This window comes from Stenotrophomonas sp. 63632_Sma, assembly GCF_056482875.1.
In genome coordinates this window covers 1,305,407-1,320,109 of sequence record NZ_CM151220.1, presented here as the reverse complement: position 1 = coordinate 1,320,109, position 14,703 = coordinate 1,305,407, and the positions used below count along the sequence as shown (strand labels likewise).

At 67.1% G+C, this 14,703-nt stretch carries 17 protein-coding genes; 15 read left to right on the top strand and 2 right to left on the bottom strand.

Annotated elements, in window-relative coordinates; genetic code table 11:
• The first annotated feature begins 52 nt into the window (after positions 1-52).
• The 14 genes from ACZK45_RS06070 to map all read left to right on the top strand — a co-directional run bounded on the left by ACZK45_RS06070 (position 53) and on the right by map (position 12,203).
• Positions 53-1,180, top strand: coding sequence for a metallophosphoesterase (locus ACZK45_RS06070; protein WP_478445588.1), 1,128 nt, complete (start codon positions 53-55; stop codon positions 1,178-1,180).
• Positions 1,181-1,314: 134 nt separating this feature from the next.
• On the top strand, positions 1,315-1,998 hold the full coding sequence (locus ACZK45_RS06065; RefSeq protein WP_121503880.1) for a response regulator: 684 nt from the start codon (positions 1,315-1,317) through the stop codon (positions 1,996-1,998).
• Positions 1,995-3,374, top strand: coding sequence for a sensor histidine kinase (locus tag ACZK45_RS06060; protein WP_478445587.1), 1,380 nt, complete (start codon positions 1,995-1,997; stop codon positions 3,372-3,374). Before ACZK45_RS06065 ends, ACZK45_RS06060 begins: the two co-directional genes overlap by 4 nt.
• A 79-nt stretch (positions 3,375-3,453) precedes the next feature.
• Positions 3,454-4,290: an alpha/beta hydrolase gene (locus tag ACZK45_RS06055; protein WP_010483180.1), complete on the top strand. Its 837-nt coding sequence runs from the start codon at positions 3,454-3,456 to the stop codon at positions 4,288-4,290.
• Position 4,291: 1 nt separating this feature from the next.
• Positions 4,292-4,651 carry an EamA family transporter gene (locus tag ACZK45_RS06050; protein WP_012479558.1) on the top strand — a complete coding sequence of 120 codons (360 nt, stop codon included), beginning with the start codon at positions 4,292-4,294 and terminating at the stop codon, positions 4,649-4,651.
• Positions 4,648-5,046, top strand: a complete 399-nt coding sequence (locus ACZK45_RS06045) for a DMT family transporter (protein ID WP_125894491.1) — start codon at positions 4,648-4,650, stop codon at positions 5,044-5,046. The genes ACZK45_RS06050 and ACZK45_RS06045 overlap by 4 nt, the downstream gene beginning before the upstream one ends.
• Before the next feature lie 10 nt (positions 5,047-5,056).
• The gene (locus tag ACZK45_RS06040; protein ID WP_125894494.1) at positions 5,057-6,259 is read left to right on the top strand and encodes a DegT/DnrJ/EryC1/StrS family aminotransferase; all 1,203 of its coding nucleotides are present in this window, start codon (positions 5,057-5,059) and stop codon (positions 6,257-6,259) included.
• A gap of 174 nt (positions 6,260-6,433) precedes the next feature.
• A complete protein-coding gene (locus tag ACZK45_RS06035) occupies positions 6,434-7,150 on the top strand; it encodes an MtnX-like HAD-IB family phosphatase (protein ID WP_180837964.1) in 717 nt (238 codons plus the stop codon).
• A 62-nt stretch (positions 7,151-7,212) separates the two neighbouring features.
• A complete protein-coding gene (locus ACZK45_RS06030) occupies positions 7,213-8,613 on the top strand; it encodes an aspartate aminotransferase family protein (RefSeq protein ID WP_032127529.1) in 1,401 nt (466 codons plus the stop codon).
• Between the two features lie 29 nt (positions 8,614-8,642).
• Positions 8,643-9,707, top strand: coding sequence for a GNAT family N-acetyltransferase (locus tag ACZK45_RS06025; RefSeq protein WP_180837963.1), 1,065 nt, complete (start codon positions 8,643-8,645; stop codon positions 9,705-9,707).
• 3 nt (positions 9,708-9,710) lie between these two features.
• The gene (locus ACZK45_RS06020; protein ID WP_180837962.1) at positions 9,711-10,595 is read left to right on the top strand and encodes an arginase family protein; all 885 of its coding nucleotides are present in this window, start codon (positions 9,711-9,713) and stop codon (positions 10,593-10,595) included.
• A 174-nt stretch (positions 10,596-10,769) separates the two neighbouring features.
• Entirely contained in the window at positions 10,770-11,129 is a 360-nt protein-coding gene (locus ACZK45_RS06015) for a bleomycin resistance protein (protein WP_180837961.1), read from the top strand.
• A 68-nt stretch (positions 11,130-11,197) separates the two neighbouring features.
• Positions 11,198-11,410 (top strand): ParD-like family protein, encoded by a 213-nt coding sequence (locus ACZK45_RS06010; protein WP_005412680.1) that lies wholly within the window; start codon positions 11,198-11,200, stop codon positions 11,408-11,410.
• Positions 11,411-11,420: 10 nt separating this feature from the next.
• The gene (gene map, locus ACZK45_RS06005) at positions 11,421-12,203 is read left to right on the top strand and encodes a type I methionyl aminopeptidase (RefSeq protein WP_180837980.1); all 783 of its coding nucleotides are present in this window, start codon (positions 11,421-11,423) and stop codon (positions 12,201-12,203) included.
• Here the strand turns inward: map and ACZK45_RS06000 are convergent.
• Together ACZK45_RS06000 and ACZK45_RS05995 are read right to left on the bottom strand one after the other, a co-directional pair.
• Complete coding sequence (locus ACZK45_RS06000; protein WP_032127534.1) at positions 12,200-12,868, bottom strand: hypothetical protein; 669 nt, start codon at positions 12,866-12,868, stop codon at positions 12,200-12,202. The two genes, map and ACZK45_RS06000, sit on opposite strands and share 4 nt — an antisense overlap.
• Positions 12,869-13,043: 175 nt before the next feature.
• A complete protein-coding gene (locus tag ACZK45_RS05995) occupies positions 13,044-13,664 on the bottom strand; it encodes a LysE/ArgO family amino acid transporter (protein ID WP_032127535.1) in 621 nt (206 codons plus the stop codon).
• A gap of 106 nt (positions 13,665-13,770) precedes the next feature.
• Between ACZK45_RS05995 and ACZK45_RS05990 the strand changes: the two genes are divergently transcribed.
• Positions 13,771-14,664 carry a LysR family transcriptional regulator ArgP gene (locus ACZK45_RS05990; RefSeq protein ID WP_180837960.1) on the top strand — a complete coding sequence of 298 codons (894 nt, stop codon included), beginning with the start codon at positions 13,771-13,773 and terminating at the stop codon, positions 14,662-14,664.
• Positions 14,665-14,703 lie beyond the last annotated feature (39 nt).

The following is a 14,703-nucleotide window of genomic DNA, read 5'->3' as shown; positions in this document are numbered from 1 at the left end:
ACGAACACCCGCGCCGGTTAGCATCGGGTCTTTCCGCCACTGGATGCCGCCGATGTCGCGCGATCGCCCTTCCCTGCTGACCGCCCTGCTGTTGCCGCTGCTGGCCTGCGCCACAGCAACCACGCAGGCCCGCGAGGTTGCCGCGCCCGCCGACCACGTGCAGGCCGATGGACCCTATGTGTTCCGCCAGGGCGACCAGCTGCAGGCCAAGTGGATCTGCGACGACAAGGTTGAGTCGCACACGCTTGCCACGCAGGCCGCAGGTACCGACATCGCCCCGCGCTGCGGCTACGAGCACACGGTGCACGTGGCCGCCCCGAATGCGCCTTCGGTTTCCGTGCTGCCGGCCGTGCCGCGCATCGTTGCGCTGTCCGACATCCATGGCCAGTACGGGTTGCTGGTGCGCCTGCTGCAAGCCCACCAGGTCATCGATGCCCAGGATCGCTGGGCGCTGGGCAAGGACACGCTGGTCATCGCCGGCGATGTGTTCGACCGCGGCCCGCAGGTGACCGAGGCCTTCTGGCTGCTGTATGGCCTGCAGCAGCAGGCGGCCGCCGCCGGCGGCGCGGTGCACTTCGTGCTCGGCAACCACGAAACCATGGTGTTGTACGACGACCTGCGCTACGTCAACCCGAAGTACCTGCGCAGCGCGCAGCTGCTCGGCCACAGCTACCCGCAGCTGTACGGTGCCGATTCGGTGATCGGGCAGTGGCTGCGCACCCGCCCGGTGCTGCTGAAGATCGGCGACACCCTGTTCCTGCACGGCGGCATTTCGCCCGAGGCAGTGCAGCTGGCGCTGGACCCGGCGCGCACCAATGCGGCCTACCAGGCGTCGCTGGGGCTGCCCAAGGCCGAAGTAAAGGCCGACCCGGCCACCGCACCGCTGTATGACGGCAAGACCAGCCCGATCTGGTACCGCGGCTACTTCGATGGCCGCCTCGACACCGCGGGGGTGCAGACCGTACTCGACCGCCTGCAGCTCAAACGCATCGTGGTCGGCCACACCTCGATGCCACACGTCAGCAGCTTCCATGGCGACCGCGTGATCGCCATCGACAGCAGCATCAAGAACGGCGAGAACGGCGAACTGCTGTTCATCGAAAATGGCAGGCTCAGCCGTGGCCTGCTGGATGGCTCGCGGGTGCCGTTGGCGCCGGGTGAGCCGGGCCTGCAGGACTGAATGAAGGGACAGCGCGACGGCACCGGGCGGCGGCGGCGCGCTCCACCTTCACCCGGTTTGCGGCTACCCTCGGCAGCCGAGAGAGGCCCACCCCGTCCATCCGGTGGGCCTGACCGTTACAGGAGCCCCCGCGCATGCGCGTTCTGATTGCTGAAGACGACCCGGATATCGCCTCCGGCCTGTGCGCCTCGCTGCGCCGGCAGGGGCACGTGGTTGACCACGTCGACAACGGCGCGCACGCCGACGCGGCACTGGGCTCGACCCAGTACGCATTGCTGGTGCTGGACCTGGGCCTGCCTCAGCTGGATGGCCGCGATGTGCTGCAGCGCCTGCGTCAGCGCGGCGATGGCCTGGCGGTGCTGGTGGTGACCGCCCGCGACGGCCTGGCCGAGCGCGTGCGCGTGCTCGACCTGGGCGCCGATGACTACCTGGTCAAGCCGTTCGCGCTGGACGAGTTCGAAGCACGCGTGCGTGCGCAGCTGCGGCGGGTCACCAGCAATGGCAACCCGGACCTGCGCATCGGCCGCCTGCGTATCGATCTGGCCGGGCACCGGGTGTGGATCGACGACCAGTCGCTGGAACTGACCGCGCGCGAGTTCGGCCTGCTGTCGGCACTGGCGGTACGCGCCGAGCGCATCGTGTCGCGCGCGCAACTGGTGGAGGCGCTGTGCGACTGGGGCCAGGACCTCACCGACAACGGCCTGGACATCGCCCTGCACCGCCTGCGCCGCAAGCTGCAGCCCGGCGGCATGGGCATCCGCACCGTGCGCGGGCTGGGCTACATGCTGGAAGACGCGCAGGACGAAAGCACACCGTGATCAGTGGCCCGCCCAGCCTGCGCCGGCGCCTGCTCGCCTTTCTGGCGTTGCCGATGCTGGGCCTGCTCACCTTCAACACGGTCCTGGCCTACTACGTTGCGCTGGACTATTCCAACCGCATCCACGACCGCAACCTGATCGACGACACGCATTCGTTCGCGCAGATGCTGAGCACCATGCCGGTGACCAGCGACCTGTCTCCGCAGGCGCGCTTCCTGATCGAGTACGACCCCGACGGCCATCGCTACTTCAACGTCGACAGCAGCCGCATGGGTACGCTCAGCGGCAATGCAGACTTCAGCCCGTACGCCCCTTCGCAGGACTGCACCGGCGTGCATCCGGCGCTGTACGACGGCAACCTCAATGGCCAGCAGGTGCGCATGGCCACCATCTGCACGCAGGCGATGAACGATCCGCAGGACCAGCTGGCGGTGACCGTGGCCGAGAGCATGGCCGACCGCCGGCAGCGTGCGCGCGAGATCCTGATGATCATCATCCCGCTGATGACCATGCTGGCGCTGGGTACCGCAGCGCTGGTCTGGTTCGGCGTGACCTATGGCCTGCGTATCCTGACCCCGCTGAGGACCCGCCTGGCCCAGCGCCGCGGCGAACTGGCGCCGATCTCCGATGCCGACGTGCCCGAGGAGATCCAGCCACTGATCAGCACCATCGATGATCTGTTTGCCCGCCAGGCGGAAATGATCACCCTGCAGAACCGTTTCATCGCCGATGCCGCGCACCAGCTGCGTTCGCCGCTGGCGGGCATGGCCCTGCATGTGGACCAGGCACTGGCACATGGCGACCCCGATACAGTGCGCGAGGCGCTGCAGCACATCCGCCGGCTCAACCAGCGCACCGCGCGGGTCAGCACCCAGCTGCTGGCACTGAGCCGGGCGCAGACCGTGCCCGATACCGTGGAGGCACTGGACCTGTGCGAGCTGGTACCGCAGTGGGTCGGCATGCGCGTACCGGAGGCGATCCGCGATGGCATCGATCTGGGCTACCGCGGCAGTCCCCATCCGCTGCGTGTACTGGGCAACGGCGCCATGCTGCAGGAAGCGCTGGACAACCTGATCGACAACGCCCTGCGTTATGCCGGCCGCAATGCAACCGTCACGGTGGGCGTGCACGCGCTGGACGACAATAATGTCGAACTGTATGTGGAAGACAACGGCCCTGGCGTGCCCGACGACGTGATGCCACGGCTGGGCGAGCGCTTCTTCCGGGCGCCGGGCACCGCTGCCAGCGGCACCGGCCTCGGCCTGGCCATCGCGCACGAGGCGGTGGAGCACTTCGGCGGCCGCCTGAGCTTCCTGAACCGCCCAGGTGGCGGACTGAAAGTCGCCATCACGCTGCCGCTGCTGAAGGCGCCCTGACCCGGCCCGGGGCGCTGAAAGGCTGGCGAAAATCGCGCTTGCGATCCTGCCATCCCCACTGCCGTCCCGGAGCCGCCAGGTGACCGAATCGCACGACTTCTTCCTCCCCGGTGGCCCACAGGGCGTGCTGCTGGTCCATGGCCTGACCGGCACCCCGGCGGAAATGCGCATGCTGGGCAAAGGGCTGAACAACGCCGGTTTCACCGTGCACGGCGTGCAGCTGCCCGGCCATTGCGGCAGCGTGGATGACCTGCTGGCGACCACCTGGGAACAGTGGTACCAGGGCGTGGAAGATGCGGCGGCAACCCTGCGCGGCAAGGTCGACCAGCTGTTCGTCGGCGGCCTGTCGATGGGCGCGGTGCTGTCGCTGGCACTGGCTGCACGTCGCCCCGAGTGGGTGTCCGGGGTTGGCGTGTACGGCGCCACCTTCCGCTATGACGGCTGGAACATCCCCGCCGTGGCCCGCTTCTCGTTCCTGCTGCCGTGGTTCAAGCGCTTCAACATCGGCCGCGACCGCATGTTCATGGAAGAGCCGCCGTACGGCCTGCGTGACGAGCGCCTGCGTGCACAAGTCAGTGCCGCCATGCTGTCCGGCGACAGCGCCGCCGCCGGCCTGCCGGGCAACCCCTGGCACGCCCTGGCCGAAATGCGCGCCCTGAGCAACTGGACCCGCCGCCACCTGCACCAGGTCACCGCGCCGTGCCTGGTGATGCACGCCCGCGAGGACGACGTGGCCAGCATGGGCAACGCCGAGCTGGTGATGTCGCGGGTCAGCGGCCCGAAGGAACTGGTGGTGCTGGAAGACAGTTACCACATGATCACCATCGACCGCGAACGCCGCGATGTGATCCGCCGCAGCGCGCGCTTCTTCACCGAAATCGGTGAACGCACTGGCGTGCTCAAGGCGGTGGCCTGACATGGGGGCACTTGCCACGCTGCTGTGGCTGGCCAATGTCGTGCTCGATACCGGTGGCCAGCTCGCCTTCAAGGCCGCCGCCAGCGACCCGCAGGAGGGCGAAGGACTGCAGCGCTGGAAACACATGCTCAGCCGTCCCTGGCTGTGGATCGGCATCGCCTGCTACGTGCTTGAGTTCGTCGCCTGGATCGCGTTCCTGTCGCTGGTGCCGCTGTCCAAGGGCGTGCTGCTGGGCTCGATCAACATCGTCGCGCTGATGATCGCCGGCCGTTTCCTGTTCCGCGAGAAACTCACGCCGCTGCGGGTGACCGGCATGCTGCTGGTCACCGCCGGCGTAGCCGTGGTGGGGGCCGGCTCATGAGGCGCCTGTATGTGATCGGCTTCCCGCTGCTGATGGCTTTCGACACGCTGGCCCAGCTGTGCTTCAAGTACGCCGGTGACGCCGCGTTGCCGGTCGAGGCCAACACCGCCTGGCTGCTGCGCGTGCTGTCGCAGCCGTGGGTTTACGGCGCCATCCTCGGCTACGTGGGTGCATTCTTCACCTGGATGAGCCTGCTGCGCCATGCGCCGATCGGTCCCGCCTTTGCTGCCTCGCACCTGGAAGTGATCAGCGTGCTGCTGCTGTCGGCGTGGCTGTTGAACGAGCCGCTGACCCTGCACCATCTGCTCGGTGCGGTACTGATCGTGGCCGGCATCGTCTGCCTCGGCCGCGCCGAGGCGCACGACCCGCACAGCCCTGCCGAAAGCACCCCGTGAGCGCGCTGCGATGAGCCTGTTCGCGCGCGAACTGCCACCAACCGCCGGCCTGCCGATGCAGGCCAGCGATTTCCTTCCCGGTGGCGGCGACCTGCGTGACATCCTTGCCAGCCAGCTCGGCACACCGCCGCTGCAGCTGACCTGTTCCGGCACGCACGCGCTGCTGATCGCCCTGCGCACGCTGCGCAAGCGTGCGCCAAAGCGCGACACCGTGATCATGCCGGCCTATACCTGCCCGCTGGTGCCGATCGCGGTGCACAGCCTGGGCCTGCGCGTGCAGTTGTGCGATACCCGGCGCGGTCATTTCGACTTCGACCCCGGCCAGCTTAAGCGGCTGGCCGATGCGCGCACGCTGGCGATCCTGCCCACCCACCTGGGCGGGCGCATTGCCGATGTCGAGCTGGCCTGCGAAGTCGCCCGCAACGCCGGCGCCTGGGTGATCGAAGATGCCGCGCAGGCACTCGGCGCACGGGTCGGCAACAGCAGTGTCGGCCTGCGCGGCGATATCGGATTCTTCAGCCTGGCCGCCGGCAAGGGCCTGAGCCTGCATGAAGGCGGCCTGCTGGTCAGCCGCGATGACGAACTGCGTGCTGCGCTGGCCGAACATGCCGTCCAGCACGTTCGCTCCAGCCTGCGCTGGGAGCTGCTGCGGAGCCTGCAGTTGCTGGGCCTTGCTGCCTGCTATCGCCCTTCGCTGCTGTCACTGGTGTATGGCAATCCACTGCGCAATGCGCTTCAGCGTGGCGATCTGGAAGATGCGGTCGGTGACATTTTCCCGCTGGATATCCCGCAGCACCGGGTCAGCCAGTGGCGGCAGAACATCGGCGCGCATGCCGCGCGGCGCTTGCCGGCATTCCTTCAGGCCGGTCGGCTGCGTGCGTTGCAGCTGCGGGTGCAGCTGGCACAGCTGCCCGCCGTTGAGGTGGTCGATGGGCTGGCCGGTAGCGGTGGCACCTGGCCACTGTTAATGCTGCTGCTGCCCAGCCAACGCGCCCGCGATGCGGTACTGAAGGACTTGTGGCCACGCGGGCTTGGCGCCAGCCGCATGTTCATCCATGCCCTGCCCGGCTATGCCTACCTGCGCGGCATCGTGCCGCAGGACGACATGCCCAACGCACGCGACTTCGCCGCACGCATGCTGACCCTCGGCAACAGCGCCTGGCAGACCCGTGAAGAGACCGCCGAAATACTGCGGGCACTGGCCCGCGCGTGACGCCAGGACGCACGGATGGAGTGCGCCTCACGCATTCATCCATGCACCTTCCTGAACGCTTTCCGCGCCCTGCAATGCAGGCTTTCAACAGGAAAGGAACGAGAAAGGCTGCCTGCCTACATTGAGCCTGGCCCGGCATCGCGCCGGACGTTCCTTTCATCGACGGACCTGCCCATGCACTGGAGCATCCTGTGTGACTTCGACGGCACCATCAGCCTCGAAGATGTCATTGACTCGCTGCTGGAGAAATACGGCCAGCCGGGCTGGCAGGAACTGGAAGACCAGTGGAAAGCGGGAGAGATCGGCTCGCGCGAATGCATGCAGGGCCAGGTCAGGCTGCTGAAGCTGGACCCGGCCACGCTCGACGCCCACCTGGACCAGGTGCAGATCGATCCGGGCTTTGCCGCCTTTGTCAGCCGTGCCGAACAGCTGGGCGTGCCGCTGCGCATCGTCAGCGACGGCCTGGACTATGCGATCCACCGCATCCTCGCCAACCACGGCCTGTCGCAACTGCCGGTGGTGGCCAACCACCTGCGCTGGTGCGATGACCACTGGGAACTGGAATCGCCCTACCAGGCCGAAGGCTGCCGCAGCGGCACCTGCAAGTGCACCTGCGCTGCGCAGGCGCGCGCCAACGAAGCACCGCGTGTGCTGATGATCGGCGATGGCAGTTCGGATTTCTGCGTCTCCGAAGATGCCGACTTCGTGTTCGCCAAGCGTCGCCTGATCACCCATTGCACCCATGCCGGCATCGAGCATGCCGCCATCGATACCTTCCACGATGCAATCGCACTGCTGCCGCGCTTGCTCGATGGCAGCCTGCTGCAGCCACGTCGTATCGACGCCAGCCCGCAGCCCGCCGTACTGCCCCTGCTGCTGGCCACCGCCTGAGCACTCCCTTCCAAGCACGCCCCCGCTACCTCTTTCGAACGTCCTTCACGGAACCGAACTGCATGAACATTTTTGACAAGAACGCCGACGCCGCCGCCTCCGACGCGCAGCTGCTGGCCGACGAAGCCCGCTACAGTTCCTTCGGCGACACCGTCCACTACGTCGACCCGCCGAAGATCTTCCAGCGCGGCGAAGGCAGCTACATGTTCGACGGTGCGGGCGTGCCCTACCTCGACCTGCAGATGTGGTACTCGGCCTGCAACTTCGGCTACAGCAACAAGCGTCTGAACGACGCGCTCAAGGACCAGATCGACACCCTGCCGCAGGTCGCCAGCCAGTACCTGCACCCGACCCGCGTGCAGCTGGCCAAGACGATCGCCGTGGACATGCACGAAAAGTTCGGCCTCGACGGCCGCGTGCACTTCAACGTCGGCGGCGCGCAGGCCATCGAAGACTCGCTGAAGATCGTGCGCAACGCACGCGGCGGCAAGAGCCTGATGTTCGCCTTCGAAGGTGGTTACCACGGCCGTACCCTGGGTGCGTCGTCGATCACCTCCAGCTACCGCTACCGCCGCCGCTACGGCCACTTCGGCGAGCGCGCGATGTTCATTCCGTTCCCTTACCCCTTCCGTCGCCCGAAGGGCATGACCCCGGAAGAGTATTCCGACCACTGCGTGTGGCAGTTCGAGCGCCTGTTCGAAAGCGAATACAACGGCGTGTGGGATCCCAAGGTCGGTCAGGCGGAGTACGCCGCATTCTATGTCGAACCGATCCAGGGCACCGGCGGCTACGTCATCCCGCCGCGCAACTTCTTCACCGGCCTCAAGCGCGTGCTGGACAAGTACGGCATCCTGATGGTCGTCGATGAAATCCAGATGGGCTTCTGGCGCACCGGCAAGCTGTGGGCCATCGAGCACTTCGGCGTGACCCCGGACGTGCTGGTGTTCGGCAAGGCGCTGACCAACGGCCTGAACCCGCTGTCGGGCCTGTGGGCGCGCGAAGAGCTGATCAACCCGACCGTGTTCCCGCCGGGCTCCACCCACTCCACCTTCAACTCCAACCCGCTGGGCACCCGCCTGGGCCTGGAAGTGCTGAAGCTGGGCAAGGAAATGGATTACGAGCGCACCGTGCCGGAAAAGGGCGCGTACTTCCTCGATGGCCTGCGTGGCCTGCAGAAGCGCCACCCGGAAATCGGCGACGTCGACGGCCTGGGCCTGGCCCTGCGTGCAGAAATCTGCCAGACCGACGGCTACACCCCGAACAAGGAACTGCTGGACCGCATGGTCGACATCGGCCTGGCCGGTGACCTGCTGCACGACGGCAAGCGCATGGGCCTCGTGCTCGACGTGGGTGGCTGGTACAAGAACGTGATCACCTTCGCGCCGTCGCTGGACATCAGCTACGAAGAGATCGACCTGGCGATCACCCTGCTTGACCAGGCGCTGACCAAGGCCAAGGGCTGAGGTCCGATGCGCTGCCGGTTCCCGTGCCGATGGAAATGACGTCACGCGCATCCAGCACCGCGCTGGAACCGGCCGCGCTGCTGGAGGGCTTCCTGGCCCACCCGCCGCTCGGGTTCGAGGCAGGCCGCCTGCCCAGTGGCCTGCCGACCTTCCGTGCGCCGCTGGATCTGACCACCACCATGGACGACGACCTGCGCGGCAAGCTGCTTGGCCTGCCGCTGTCGCGCCTGTGGCGGCCATGGATCACCTGGAAGACCCGCTTCGTCGGTGCCACCAGCACCGAGTACACCCCGCTGCCCGCGCACGTCGCACCAGAAGCATTGGCTGAGGACGTGACGCGTCACGCGATCGGCGATACCCGCCTGCTGGTGGTCAAGGACCTGGCGATCGATTCACCGCTGCTGGATGATGCCGCCAACGCACATAGCGGCGCCTTCCTGCAGGCATTGCTGGCACGCGGCTTCGTCGAACTGGAAGGCATGCCGCTGGCCTGGGTGGCGATCGATTTCGATTCGCTCGATGGCTATCTCGGCCGCCTGTCGTCTTCGCGCCGCAAGAACATCCGGCGCAAGCTGCGCTCGCGCGACGACCTGCAGATCGACTGCATCGCCACCGGCGATCCGGCCCTGGCCGACCCGCAGCTCCAGGCCGAACTGTATGCCTTGTACCTGGGCGTGTACGCGCAGAGCGCGGTGCATTTCGACCAGCTCGACCTGCCCTACTTCCAGCATCTTCTGGCCGACAGCCAGGGCCAGGGACGGATGTTCCTGTACCGCCACCAGGGCCAGCTGATCGGCTGGAACCTGTGTTACGTGCATGCGGGCAAGCTGGTGGACAAGTACATCGGCCTGGCCTATCCGCAGTCCCGCGAGCACAACCTGTACGCGGTGAGCTGGATGCACAACCTCGAATACGCGCTGCAGCACAGCCTGAGCCACTACGTGGCCGGCTGGACCGATTCGCGGATCAAGGCCGAACTGGGTGCCAGCTTCACCTCCACCCGGCATGCGATCCACGCCCGTTCCCCGCTGCTGCGCGCCGCCCTGCGCAGGCTGGCCCCGTACCTGCAGGGCGAACCTGATGGAGGCGGTTGAACGATGCCGTTGCGTTCCCCGTTGATCCTGGACCTGGACGGTGGCGTGCTGCCGCTGCCCCAGGCGCAGACGCTGGCCCTGCCGCAATGGCACGGTCCACTGCGCTTCGCCTGCAGCAATGCCACCCTCGACCGTTTCGCCGCTGAAGTGCTGGCACCGCTGCCGGCCCAGCTCGGCACGGTGATGCTCGGCAGTGGCGACTTCCACCACCTCAGCCTGCCGCTGCTGCAGCGCATGCGCACGCAGGCGCCGTTCCAGCTGGTGGTGCTGGACAACCATCCGGACAACATGCGCTTCCCGTTCGGCATGCACTGCGGTTCGTGGGTGAACGCCGCCAGCAAGCTGCCGCAGATCTCGCACATCCACGTGCTCGGCATCACCTCCAGCGACATCGGCCTCGGCCATGCCTGGGAGAACCACTGGCGCCCGCTGATGAGCGGCCGGCTGACGTACTGGTGCATGGATGTGGACGTGGGCTGGGGGCATCGTCTCGGCATGGGCCACGCCTTCCGCCGTTTCGAGCATCCCGAAGCGCTGGTGGCTGCGTTCGCTGCCGAGCAGGCCAAGTCGCCGCAGCCGACCTACCTGTCGATCGACAAGGATGTGTTTGCCGAGGACGTGGCCCGCAGCAACTGGGATCAGGGCCGCTTCCAGCTGGAACACGCGCTGGTGGTGATTGAAGCGCTGCGTGCCGGCGGCCTGGTCGGCAGTGACATCACCGGTGAGGTGTCGCTGGCCAGCTACCAGAGCCGCTTCAAACGCTGGCTGTCGTCGCTGGATGGCCAGCCTGACGTCAGCGCCGGGGATCTGCCGGTGTGGCAGGCCCGGCACCAGCAGGTGAACCGCGAACTGCTGGCGGCGATGGCCGCGGTGCCGACCGCCCTTTGAGCGCCTCGGTAGTGCCGGGCCCATGCTCGGCTATCGCTATCGCTTTCTGTAGAGTCGAGCCATGCTCGACTCAGCGGACGGCAAACAGCAGTCGAGCATGGCTCGACTCTACAGGGGGCGATGGCCGAGCATGGCTCGGCACTACACTGGGTTCCCGCCCCAGGAGCCGCCACCATGGCCCAGACCGTCATCCCGCAGCTGCGCATGCGCCACGCCGACACCACCCTGCCGTTCTACGTGCAGGGACTAGGCTTCGTGGTTGACTGGGAACACCGCTTCGAACCCGGCTTCCCGCTGTTCGCCCAGCTCACCCGCGATGGCCAGACGATCTTCCTCACCGAACACAGCGGCGACTGCGAGGTCGGCGGCGCGGTGTACTTCATCGTAGAGGACGTCGACGCCCTGCACCGCGCCTTCAGCGCCGCCAACGTGCCGATCGAGCAACCGCCGCATGACACCGAATGGGGCAGCCGCGAGATGCTGCTGGTCGACCCCGACGGCAACCGTCTGCGCTTCGCCACCGACGCGAGCTGAACCGGGCGGCCTTGAGCCGGATATACGAAACATATACGCTTCGTATACCCCCTCCTTCAGGACCGCCCATGGGCATCGTCAACATCGATGACACCCTGCACGACCAGCTGCGCCGTGCCTGTACCGTCTCCAGCCGCTCGATCAACGCCCAGGCCAACTTCTGGATCCGGGTCGGCATGCTTTGCGAGCTGAACCCCACGCTGAGCTTCCAGGACATCGTCGCCAGCGAGCTGCGCGCGGCTGGCGTGCAGCCCCCGTTGCTGCCGCCGGGCCAGGTCTGAGCCGATGGGCATCATCAAGCGCCCCGACGAGATCGCGCTGATGGCCGAATCCGGCCGCCTGCTGGCGGAGGTGTTCGCCGCACTCGACCAGCTGCCGCTGCAGGGCCGAAGCACCATGGAGATCAACGATTTCGTCGAACGCATGATCGTTGATGAGCTGCAGGCGAGGCCGGCCAGCAAGGGCCAGTACGGCTTCCCGTACGTGCTCAACACCTCGATCGACAACGTTGTCTGCCACGGCGTACCCAGCACCACCGACGTGCTGCGCAACGGCCAGATCGTCAACCTCGACATCACCCTGGAGAAGAACGGCTACATCGCCGACTCCAGCACCACCTACCGGGTCGGTGAGGTCGACTACGCCGCGCGCAGGCTGGTGCAGACCACCTACCAGGCGATGTGGAAAGGCATTGCCGCCGTGCGTCCTGGTGCGCGCCTGGGCGACATCGGCCACGCCATCGCCCGCCACGCGCGCAGCCACGGCTACAGCGTGGTGAAGGAATACTGCGGCCACGGCATCGGCCAGGAGATGCACGAGGAACCGCAGATCCTGCACTACGGCCATCCCAACACCGGCATGGTGCTGGAAGAAGGCATGGTGTTCACCATCGAACCGATGCTCAACCAGGGCAAGCCGGCCATCCGCCAGCAGCCGGACGAATGGCCGGTGTACACCCGCGACGGCAAGCTGTCGGCGCAGTTCGAGCATACGGTGGCGGTCACCCGCACCGGCGTGCGGGTACTGACCCTGCGCCCCGGCGAGACGCCGTTGTGCGCGGTGGATGCCGCCTAGAGTGGCCGTTGCTGCATCCCGGCACCCTCGTGCACGGCGCGCTTCCGTGCCGTCAGCGGTTCGCGTACCCGCTGTGCCACGTAGCCGACGCTGGCTGCGAGAATGAAGGTGTAACCAAGGAGTTCGGTGGTCTCCTCGATGGTGTTCTTGAACACGCGGATGTACTGGTCACCCAGCAGTCCGGTCCACAACGACGTCATGCCGATCAGACGCGAATAGAACAGCAGCAGAACCAGGCCGATCGTCATCACGGTACCCGGCCGGGATACGAGAAAACGCACCAGCGCCGGCATGGCCCGGCGCCAGTCGCGGCTGGCCCAGGCCAGTGAACCGATGATCAGCACGGCCACCGGGTACTTCCAGAAGCCGTGTGCGATCAGGTCCAGCGCCTCATCCATTTCACGCAGGAGCATGCAGGCGAACAGCGCGGCCGCCAGAACGGCAAAGGCCCGATCATCGGCACGTCGCAATGCAAGCCGGACGAAGGCAGCCACGCTGGCGACCAGGAAGCCTTCCTGGGTCAGTTCGACCAGCGACCACTCGCCGACTGCATTGCCCAGCCAATGGATGTCGAGCCAGGCCAACGCAGGCGGAAGCGCCATCATCAGGCCGAACAGGAAGGTGCGCCCCAGGTGGGACAGGAGCAGCTGTAGATTGTCTTTCATGCAACACCGATGCCGCGCCGTGGCGGTCGTACAACGAGAACACAGGCGACCGGGGGGCTGCCGAACGACGGCATGCGCGGCGGGGTCGCGACCAGGCGCGCATTATCCGCGCTGTATCCGGCCACGTGAACCGTACCGGTGGAACACATACGCAACACCGGCGTACGTCACGCACTCATGGCGATAAAGGACGCAGCAGCAACAACGTCGCCAGGCAGAACATGAAGATCGCCACGCCTGCATCCAGCACACGCCAGGCGCCCGGCCTGCGGAACACCGGCTGCAACAGGCGCGCGCCATAGCCCAGCGTGCAGAACCAGACCACACTGGCAATGCAGGCACCGGCGGCGAAGGCCCAGCGCAGATCGCCCGGGTAACGCGTGGACAGACTGCCCAGCAGCACCACGGTATCCAGATAGACGTGCGGGTTGAGCAGGGTGAAGGCCAGGCAGGTCAGCAGTACCTGCCGTCCGCTGCCGCCCTGCGCCTCGGCGGCGGCCAGCGCACTGCCACCGCGCCATGCGCGCAGCCCCGCCTGCAGGCCATACCAGAGCAGGAAGCCCGCACCACCGAAGCGCAGCACCTGCAGCAGCAGCGGCCACTGCAGCACCAGCGCGCCCATGCCGCCGACGCCGGCCAGGATCAGCACGATGTCCGCGCCGGCACAGGCCAGCACCACCCTGCCCACATGGCGCTGCTGCAGGCCCTGGCGCAGCACGAAGGCGTTCTGCGCACCGATGGCGATGATCAGGCCGGCACCTGCGAACAGGCCGGCGGCGGTAGCGGCGATCCACATCAGGACAGGCCAGGCAGCGAGAGGACGCGCAGGGTGCGGCCGCTGACCCTGTTTAGACAATCTGATTTTTCTTTATCCTGTGCAGGAAAACTGAAGAGGCACCGGCATGGATCTGGTACATCCGCAACTGGCCGCGTTTGCTGCGGTGCTGGAAGAAGGCAGCTTCGAGGCTGCGGCGCGCCGCCTGTCGATCAGTCCGTCGGCCCTGTCGCAGCGGATCAAGGCACTGGAGGATCGGCTCGGCCAGGTGCTGGTTGTGCGCCAGGCACCGAGCCGGCCCACCGCCGCAGGCGAAGCGCTGCTGCGCCGGGTCCGGCCGATGCAGGCGCTGGAGGCCGAGGCATTGGCCGAACTGCTGCCCGAACGCGGCAGCGATGCCGCGCGCACGCCGATCCCGTTGGCGGTCAACGATGACTCGCTCGATACCTGGTTCGTGCCGGCCATCGCCGACCTGCACCAGCGCCATGGCTACCTGTTCGACCTGCGCATGGATGACCAGGACCATACCCTGCAGCTGCTGCGCGATGGCAGCGTGCTCGGCGCGGTCACTGCCGAAAGCCAACCGGTGAAGGGCTGCAACGTGCATCCGCTCGGCGCCATGCGTTACCACGCTGTCGCCTCGCCCGGCTTCGCCCGCCAGTACTTCCGCGACGGCATGCAGGCCACGGCCCTGGCGAGCGCACCGATGCTGGTGTTCAACCGCAAGGATGAACTGCAGTGGCGCTTCGTGCGGCGGCTGACCCGCGCGCGACTGCAGCCGCCGCTACACTACCTGCCCTCCTCCACCGGTTTCGTCGAAGCCGCTGCGTGCGGACTCGGCTGGGGCATGGCCCCGGAAACCCTGGTCGCGCCCGCCGTGCGCGCCGGCCGCGTGGTGGTACTGGAACCCCGCCGCTGGCTCGACGTGCCGCTGTACTGGCAGCATGCTGCCGTGCGTTCAAGCACGCTGCAGCACATCACCCAGGCGCTGCGCACTGCAGCCAGCGGCACCCTTCGTTGAGGACAATCCAATGACCGCAGACCCGGGCTTCACGCCGCG

Bases quoted from the DNA above. Each gene is read 5' to 3' on its own strand.
- ACZK45_RS06070 (WP_478445588.1), top strand. From the start codon at position 53: ATGTCGCGCGATCGCCCTTCCCTGCTGACCGCCCTGCTGTTGCCGCTG.
- ACZK45_RS06065 (WP_121503880.1), top strand. From the start codon at position 1,315: ATGCGCGTTCTGATTGCTGAAGACGACCCGGATATCGCCTCCGGCCTG.
- ACZK45_RS06050 (WP_012479558.1), top strand. From the start codon at position 4,292: ATGGGGGCACTTGCCACGCTGCTGTGGCTGGCCAATGTCGTGCTCGAT.
- ACZK45_RS06045 (WP_125894491.1), top strand. From the start codon at position 4,648: ATGAGGCGCCTGTATGTGATCGGCTTCCCGCTGCTGATGGCTTTCGAC.
- ACZK45_RS06040 (WP_125894494.1), top strand. From the start codon at position 5,057: ATGAGCCTGTTCGCGCGCGAACTGCCACCAACCGCCGGCCTGCCGATG.
- ACZK45_RS06035 (WP_180837964.1), top strand. From the start codon at position 6,434: ATGCACTGGAGCATCCTGTGTGACTTCGACGGCACCATCAGCCTCGAA.
- ACZK45_RS06030 (WP_032127529.1), top strand. From the start codon at position 7,213: ATGAACATTTTTGACAAGAACGCCGACGCCGCCGCCTCCGACGCGCAG.
- ACZK45_RS06025 (WP_180837963.1), top strand. From the start codon at position 8,643: ATGGAAATGACGTCACGCGCATCCAGCACCGCGCTGGAACCGGCCGCG.
- ACZK45_RS06020 (WP_180837962.1), top strand. From the start codon at position 9,711: ATGCCGTTGCGTTCCCCGTTGATCCTGGACCTGGACGGTGGCGTGCTG.
- ACZK45_RS06015 (WP_180837961.1), top strand. From the start codon at position 10,770: ATGGCCCAGACCGTCATCCCGCAGCTGCGCATGCGCCACGCCGACACC.
- ACZK45_RS06010 (WP_005412680.1), top strand. From the start codon at position 11,198: ATGGGCATCGTCAACATCGATGACACCCTGCACGACCAGCTGCGCCGT.
- ACZK45_RS06000 (WP_032127534.1), bottom strand. From the start codon at position 12,868: ATGAAAGACAATCTACAGCTGCTCCTGTCCCACCTGGGGCGCACCTTC.
- ACZK45_RS05995 (WP_032127535.1), bottom strand. From the start codon at position 13,664: ATGTGGATCGCCGCTACCGCCGCCGGCCTGTTCGCAGGTGCCGGCCTG.
- ACZK45_RS05990 (WP_180837960.1), top strand. From the start codon at position 13,771: ATGGATCTGGTACATCCGCAACTGGCCGCGTTTGCTGCGGTGCTGGAA.